The organism is Paenibacillus helianthi, assembly GCF_001909055.1.
Classification (GTDB): Bacteria; Bacillota; Bacilli; order Paenibacillales; family Paenibacillaceae; genus Paenibacillus_AQ; species Paenibacillus_AQ helianthi.
Map to the genome: position 1 here is coordinate 21,964 of NZ_LVWI01000078.1, position 6,486 is coordinate 28,449.

General features: G+C 54.4%; 5 protein-coding genes. 3 read left to right on the plus strand and 2 right to left on the minus strand.

Going from position 1 to position 6,486, the window contains the following annotated elements; genetic code table 11:
- Positions 1-21: 21 nt before the first annotated feature.
- On the plus strand, positions 22-1,371 hold the full coding sequence (locus tag A3844_RS26780) for a DUF2252 domain-containing protein (protein WP_074109036.1): 1,350 nt from the start codon (positions 22-24) through the stop codon (positions 1,369-1,371).
- Here the strand turns inward: A3844_RS26780 and A3844_RS26785 are convergent, their stop codons facing one another.
- Together A3844_RS26785 and A3844_RS26790 are read right to left on the minus strand one after the other, a co-directional pair.
- Entirely contained in the window at positions 1,372-3,087 is a 1,716-nt protein-coding gene (locus tag A3844_RS26785; protein ID WP_074109037.1) for an Imm51 family immunity protein, read from the minus strand.
- A gap of 53 nt (positions 3,088-3,140) precedes the next feature.
- Entirely contained in the window at positions 3,141-3,584 is a 444-nt protein-coding gene (locus A3844_RS26790; RefSeq protein WP_074088304.1) for an Lrp/AsnC family transcriptional regulator, read from the minus strand.
- Between the two features lie 172 nt (positions 3,585-3,756).
- On the opposite strand from A3844_RS26790, the gene A3844_RS26795 reads away from it, so the two are divergent.
- Complete coding sequence (locus tag A3844_RS26795) at positions 3,757-4,932, plus strand: serine hydrolase domain-containing protein (RefSeq protein WP_074109038.1); 1,176 nt, start codon at positions 3,757-3,759, stop codon at positions 4,930-4,932.
- Positions 4,933-4,947: 15 nt separating this feature from the next.
- The gene (locus A3844_RS26800) at positions 4,948-6,153 is read left to right on the plus strand and encodes an MFS transporter (protein ID WP_074109039.1); all 1,206 of its coding nucleotides are present in this window, start codon (positions 4,948-4,950) and stop codon (positions 6,151-6,153) included.
- Positions 6,154-6,486 lie beyond the last annotated feature (333 nt).

Genomic DNA, 6,486 nt, shown 5'->3' on the forward strand with positions numbered 1-6,486 from the left:
ATATAGCCAAGGAGGGTTCCCGTGATCGACAAATCTATTACCGAAGGCGTCATCCGCACACGAACCAAGCTCCGCAAGGATCTGCTGATCTCCATCTTTGAAGAGTTCGATAGCGGCATTATGGGCCTGAGTCCCGAGAAACGGTCTGAGAAATATCTGAAAATGTCGCAGAACGCCTTCTCCTTTTACCGGGGCAGCGCGTACTTATTCTATTTCGATACAACCCGCCAGTACTTCCCCTATCACACCCCTGAGGACCGGCCAACCTGGATTCAGGGAGACCTGCACTTCGAGAACTTTGGCGCCATCCGCAGCGAAGACGGAGATATGGTCTATGACGTCAATGATTTCGATGAGGGGTATGTGGGCTCGTATCTTTACGATCTCCTGCGTATGGCCGGCAGCATCGCTTTGGTGGGCAGACAGCTGGGACAGGGTGAAGCTGAACAGCTAAGCCATATTGAGAGCTTTGTTAAAGCGTATGCCAGACAGATCCGGCGGTTCGCACAGGGCAAGGATAACCCTGCCACTTATAGTATGGATGAGGATACCGCCAAAGGTCCGGTGAAGAAGCTCCTCCGCAAGCTGGAGAAACGCAGACAGGCACATTTTCTGGAAAAGGTTACAGCTCAGATGCAGACGGGCAGAGTGTTTCTGGAGAATTCCGAGCTGGCTGTACCCGGACAAGCCGAACAGACCCTCCTGGGGAGCGCCTGGGCGTTCTATACACAGACCGCGGTTACCCGAAACCTGAATGAGGATCACTTCCGGATAAAAGACATTGCAGTCAAGCATGGTTCAGGCACCGCCTCCATCGGGCTGGACCGCTATTATGTATTAATCGAGGGTGGACATGAGCGGGAGGATACGGACGATACCGTGCTTGAGGTAAAAGAAGTGCGCGTGCCGGTTCCGGCTTATTTCATGCCGTATTCCGAGTCCTTTTGGCTGCATTTCGGGCATCAGGGAAAACGGGTAACGGCGACACAGCAGGCCATGCACCATAAGGCCGACCCGTATCTGGGCTTTCTGACGCTTGAGGGAAGGCACTTCTATGTAAGAGAACGGTCGCCGTATAAGAAAAGACTGAAGCTGACCGATATCGCAACTATGGAGGATATGACCCGGGTACTTGAGATAATGGGTTGCCTGACCGCCAAAATGCATGCCCGGGCCGATGCCGATGTGGACCAGGGCATTCTTCCTTATCATAGCGAGGAGGAAATTGCCAAGGCCATGGGGCAGGACCCGGATGCTTTTGCGCGCTATCTCTCCCGGTGGGCTTACGGATATGCCGATCAGGTGGAGAAGGATTATGGAATGTTCACAGAGTGGATAAAAGAACGATCCCGGGCGGCCGCAGCGGAGTAATCAGTCCAGCTCGGCGCGGGAGAACAGGTCCCGGATCAGTGCCTCATCCTCGCAGGCCTGCTTGAATCCGGCAGCAAAACCAAGAATAGCTTCCCTGTTGCCGGAGTAGGCGCAGAACATGTCAGCCTCCGGGTCAAAATGCACAATGCCTGTCAGCTCCGGCATTTGTTCCTCCAGGAAAACCGCCGCAAGGGAAGCCCAATCGTAGCCGTTGCCTTCGAAGCCTTCGTCTGCCCGTGTATCAAACAGATCGGCCAAATAGGTACCTACGCTCAGAATAACAGACACACCGCCATTTTCCTGCTCCACCAGGATGAACGGAGCTACATTGCCGGTTGCAGGGACGGTGACACCGTTCAGCCTGTGCAGCAGGGCCTCCCGGGCTTCTTCCGTGAAGCTGAGCACACCACCACGCTCAATAATACTCCCCTGCCGGACCCGATCGTCCAGCCAATCCGTAATGAAGGACGGCGCGTAGCCGCCGGTTCCGAATTCGCCGCCAAAGGCGATCATTTTGGAATAGACCTCCAGGTATTCAGCCCGGTTGGTTTGCGGATACGACTTGGTATACAGCCAGAACTGCACATCATACATCAAAATAGAACGCTCATCGGCATGGAGAGAGAAATGCCCTTTGTCTTCTACAATCTCCGTACAGATTGTACGGATTATACCCTCTACATTATCGATCTCCGTGACATTGCCGCACAGCTCCGCAAGCAGGGGTGAAAAGGCTCCATGAGCCACCTTCCGCAGATCCTCTGCCTTATCCTCCTCGGACGTATCGAAGACCTCCTCATTCACCAGCCCGCGTACAAAACTCTCGAAGTCTTTGGCCAGAAAAGTAATTTCATAATCCGCTTCCTGATCCACATGGATCACAGCCGGTTCGCCTTCCGGACCAGAGGCCCGGTAATCCAGCATGATCACATCATGCCCTGCGGACGGGCAATCGCCGAATACCACACCAATATCGGGGTAACCCCACTCTTCAATCATGAAGCGGCTGCCGAGTTCCCCGCACAAGGAATAGGTCTTCTCCCGCCCAATGCCCATAATGCCTGTAACCGCCACATGATCTTCCGCCCAAGAGGTCGCTTCCTCTGTAGGGAAGCAAGTATCCCGGGGAATCCCCCCATTCTGCCGCTTCATCATCTCGATATAAAAGGCCGGCAGCTTATACCCCAGTTCCTGCTCCACCGAGGCAATCAGCTCGTCTGTAGGCGGATCGGATACATACGATTTGCGGGCATAATCGCTGTCCTCCCAGAAGCCGTCGAAGTCAAAAGGTTCAACTGTGCTTCCCCCCGCAGTACTCTCGCCGGCCTGTGCAGCTGCAAAACGCTGCTGCTCCCGTACCTCCCGCTCCGCCGCACGGCGGCTCCAGCCAAGCAGCTGCTGAACCGCCTCATCTCCAGGCTCCAGCTGATCTGCCAGCTCGAATTCACGAACCGCTTGATCGTACTGCTTCAGATAGTAGTAGGCATATCCCGCCCGGTAGTGCCAGATCGGGTCCTTCTCTCCTTGCCCGGCAACACTCAGCAGCTGTTCCAGCGCTTCATGGTAACGGTCCAGATTGTTCAGCGCCCTGCCCAGTTGACCAATAAGTGTATAGTCTCTGTCCGGTTCGGGAATTTCCATGATGCGGTCCACAATTTTGGCAAATTCATCATCTTCATGCCACTGTACCAGTTGCGCCAGCAATGTCTCTTCCACTATGTATATGCCTCCTCTCGAATCTACTCTTCATTCCCCAGTAAGGGCAGGTCCTAAACAGTTCCTTCCAGCAAAGGAATAAGGTACTTATGATCAACGGGCGATGACATTACGATTAGGATTGTATAAGTCCCGTATCTATCGCATTCATTGCCGAACTGCTCCAAGGCTTGCGTGGAGTCGGTCATTACTTTTAGCAGATAATTGTGCTCGCCACTGATCCTGTAACACTCAAGGACCTCAGGGGAGGAGCGGCAGAAATCAACGAAGGCATGGCAATCCCTGGAGTGGAACAGAATGTAAGCAGTAGCCAGTTTCCCAATTTTTTCAGGTGAAATAATAGTCCGGTACTCCTGGATCACCCCGTTTTCCTCCATACGTTTAACTCTTTCCGTCACTGCCGGTTGTGATAGACCCACACATTTCCCGAGTTCTGTCATGGACATTCTCGCCTGGTTTTGAAGATGAAACAGAATCTGCTTGTCTGTATGGTCCATCTCATTCAGCTCCTTTAATTTTAAGGATTCATGTGCAAACTGCCTTGTTTTTAACTGCTAAATGGCTGTTATAGCTTAGTTTCCTTATGTTAGCAGGTCAACTAATTTTATATAATATACTTACAATAGTAAAGCGATTTTAGCTTTAACTATAGCGAAAGGATGACTACGAATGCAGGATTCAAATCTCATGAACCCGGAGCATCTACCGGAGCGCATCGATAACGTACTAGACCAGACATTAGCCGACAAGCGTCTGGCGGGGGCTGTCATCAAGGTAGCGTTAGATGGGAGGCTCATCTATAGCCGTGCTGCCGGTTTTGCGAACCGCGAGCTGAACCAGCCTATGCGGGAGGACGCCTTGTTCCGGCTAGCATCGGTTTCCAAGCCTATCACTTCTGCGGCTGCTCTGGTTCTGGTGGCGCAAGGCCGCCTGAAGCTGGATGACCGCGTGGACCGCTGGCTTCCGTATTTTCAGCCACGACTGGAGAACGGTAAGCCCGCAGCAATAACAGTAAGGCACTTAATGACGCACACCGCTAGTTTGACCTACCGCTTCTTTCAGGAAGAGGGCGGCTCCTATGAGCGGGCTGGTGTATCTGATGGCATGGATCAGACTACCATTACGCTCGAAGAGAACCTACGGCGTATTGCCTCTGTCCCGCTCCTCTATACCCCAGGCACCATGTGGAGATATTCTATCGCAACAGATGTGCTGGGGGCCGTGATTGAAAAAGTCACAGACACCACACTCAGCGAAGCCATAGATTCACTTGTGACCCATCCGCTAGGTATGAAGGACACAGGCTTCGTTGCAGCCGACCCGCAGCGGCTGGCCGCTGCTTACGCCGATGATGTTCCCGGGCTGCGTCCTTTGCACAATCCCGACAGCCTTGCTTTTGTGGAAGGTACGGCAGGCTTCCGCCTCGCCCCTGAACGGGCGCTCGACCCTGCCGCTTATCCTTCCGGAGGAGCTGGCATGGTCGGCAGCACCGGAGACTTTCTGCAGCTGCTGGAAACCCTGCGCAAAGGGGGAGCACCTCTGCTGCCGGAATCCCTGGTTCGGGAAATGACCACCAATCAGATTGGTGATCTGCACATGCCCTTCTGGCCAGGGCGGGGCTTTGGCCTGGGCATCACGGTGCTTAAAGATCCTCTTGCCGCAGACACTGCGGAATCCCCTGGCACATGGCGCATGGGCGGTACCTATGGTCATTCGTGGTTCGTTGATCCCAAGCAGCGGCTAAGCGTGGCGGCTTTCACCAATACCGCACTGGAGGGCATGTCGGGTCCGTTTACGGTTGACCTGTGCAATGCCGTCTACGGCAGATTGAAACATGAATCATAAGGAAGGAGGTTCGATATGAGCAGCAGCACAGCTTCTTCTTCACAGCAAATCTCCAGCGCTTCTGCTTCCGGACGCCTTCCCTGGGCCGGATTGCTTGCCCTGGCTATGACCGGGTTTATCTGTATCCTTACCGAGACAATTCCCGCCGGATTACTGCTCCAGATCAGTAAGGGACTTGGAGTGACAGAGGCCATGGCGGGTCAGCTCGTTACCCTGTATGCCCTGGGCTCGCTACTTGCCGCAATTCCTTTGACCACCGCAACACGCGGGTGGAGACGGCGTCCCTTGCTGCTGACATGCATTCTTGGTTTTCTCGTATTTAACACCGTCACTGCTCTCTCTTCAAGCTATCCCCTAACGCTTGCGGCCCGGTTCCTCGCGGGTGTATCAGCCGGTGTCCTATGGGGCATGATCGCCGGCTATGCCCGGCGCATGGTGCCGGAGCCGCTTAAGGGAAGGGCTATGGCCGTTGCCATGGCAGGAACACCACTTGCTCTTGCGCTCGGTGTCCCTGCCGGAACCTTGCTCGGGGACCTTGCGGGCTGGCGCAATGTCTTCGGTATCCTGTCGCTGCTCGCGCTGCTGCTGACCATATGGGTGCTCTGGAAGCTGCCGGACTCTCCGGGAGAGTCCGCAGACCAGCGGCTCCCTCTCCACAAGGTCTTCACTACTCCCGGAGTGCGCCCGATATTGTTTGTCGTACTAGCCTGGGTACTGGCCCACAACATCCTGTATACCTACATTGCACCGTACCTTACTCAGACCGGGCTTACCGGGCGGGTGGACGTAGTACTTCTCATCTTCGGTGTTACAGCACTGCTTGGCATCTGGCTAACCGGGGTCTGGATTGACCGGCACCTGAGACTGCTTGTTCTGATCAGCCTCGCTGCATTCGCCTTGGCAGCTATCCTGCTGGGCATAGGCAGCAGCCAGCCTTTTGTGATCTATCCGGCAGCTGCCATGTGGGGCTTAACGTTTGGGGGAGCGGCGACGCTGCTGCAGACAGCAATTGCCGTAGCAGGCGGAGAGAGCGCAGATGTAGCTCAATCGATGCTGGTGACCGCATGGAATCTCGCCATCGGCGGCGGGGGTGTGGCCGGTGGGATTCTTCTCGAAACAACGGGTGTCGTTTCTTTCCCGTGGGCGTTGTGCGTCCTGTTGGCCTTTGCATTTGTGACAGTCTGGCGCAACAAAGCACGCGGATTTCCTGCTGGAAGGTGAAAGAAACAGCAAAGGGGCGTCCCATTAAGGACAGCCCTTCGTATTATTAGGTCAACCAGAGATTACTGGTTGGCCTTTTTTAATGACCGCTTTACGATGGAAGTAGCCGGGAGAACGTGACAGCCCCTGGGGATAACCCCGAATAACAAACAGTTCTCCCACTACACCCTTCTACCATGTTTGAGCTGGTTGAGGCATCAGACCTCGTATCACACGCGAAGCTGTGGAGTAGGAACCATTGTGGGAATACCGGCGAATTCGAATGAGGAGGAGAAGATGAAACCCGTTATTGGCATGGATGTAGCCAAAGGAAAATCTGTTGCCCAAGCATTT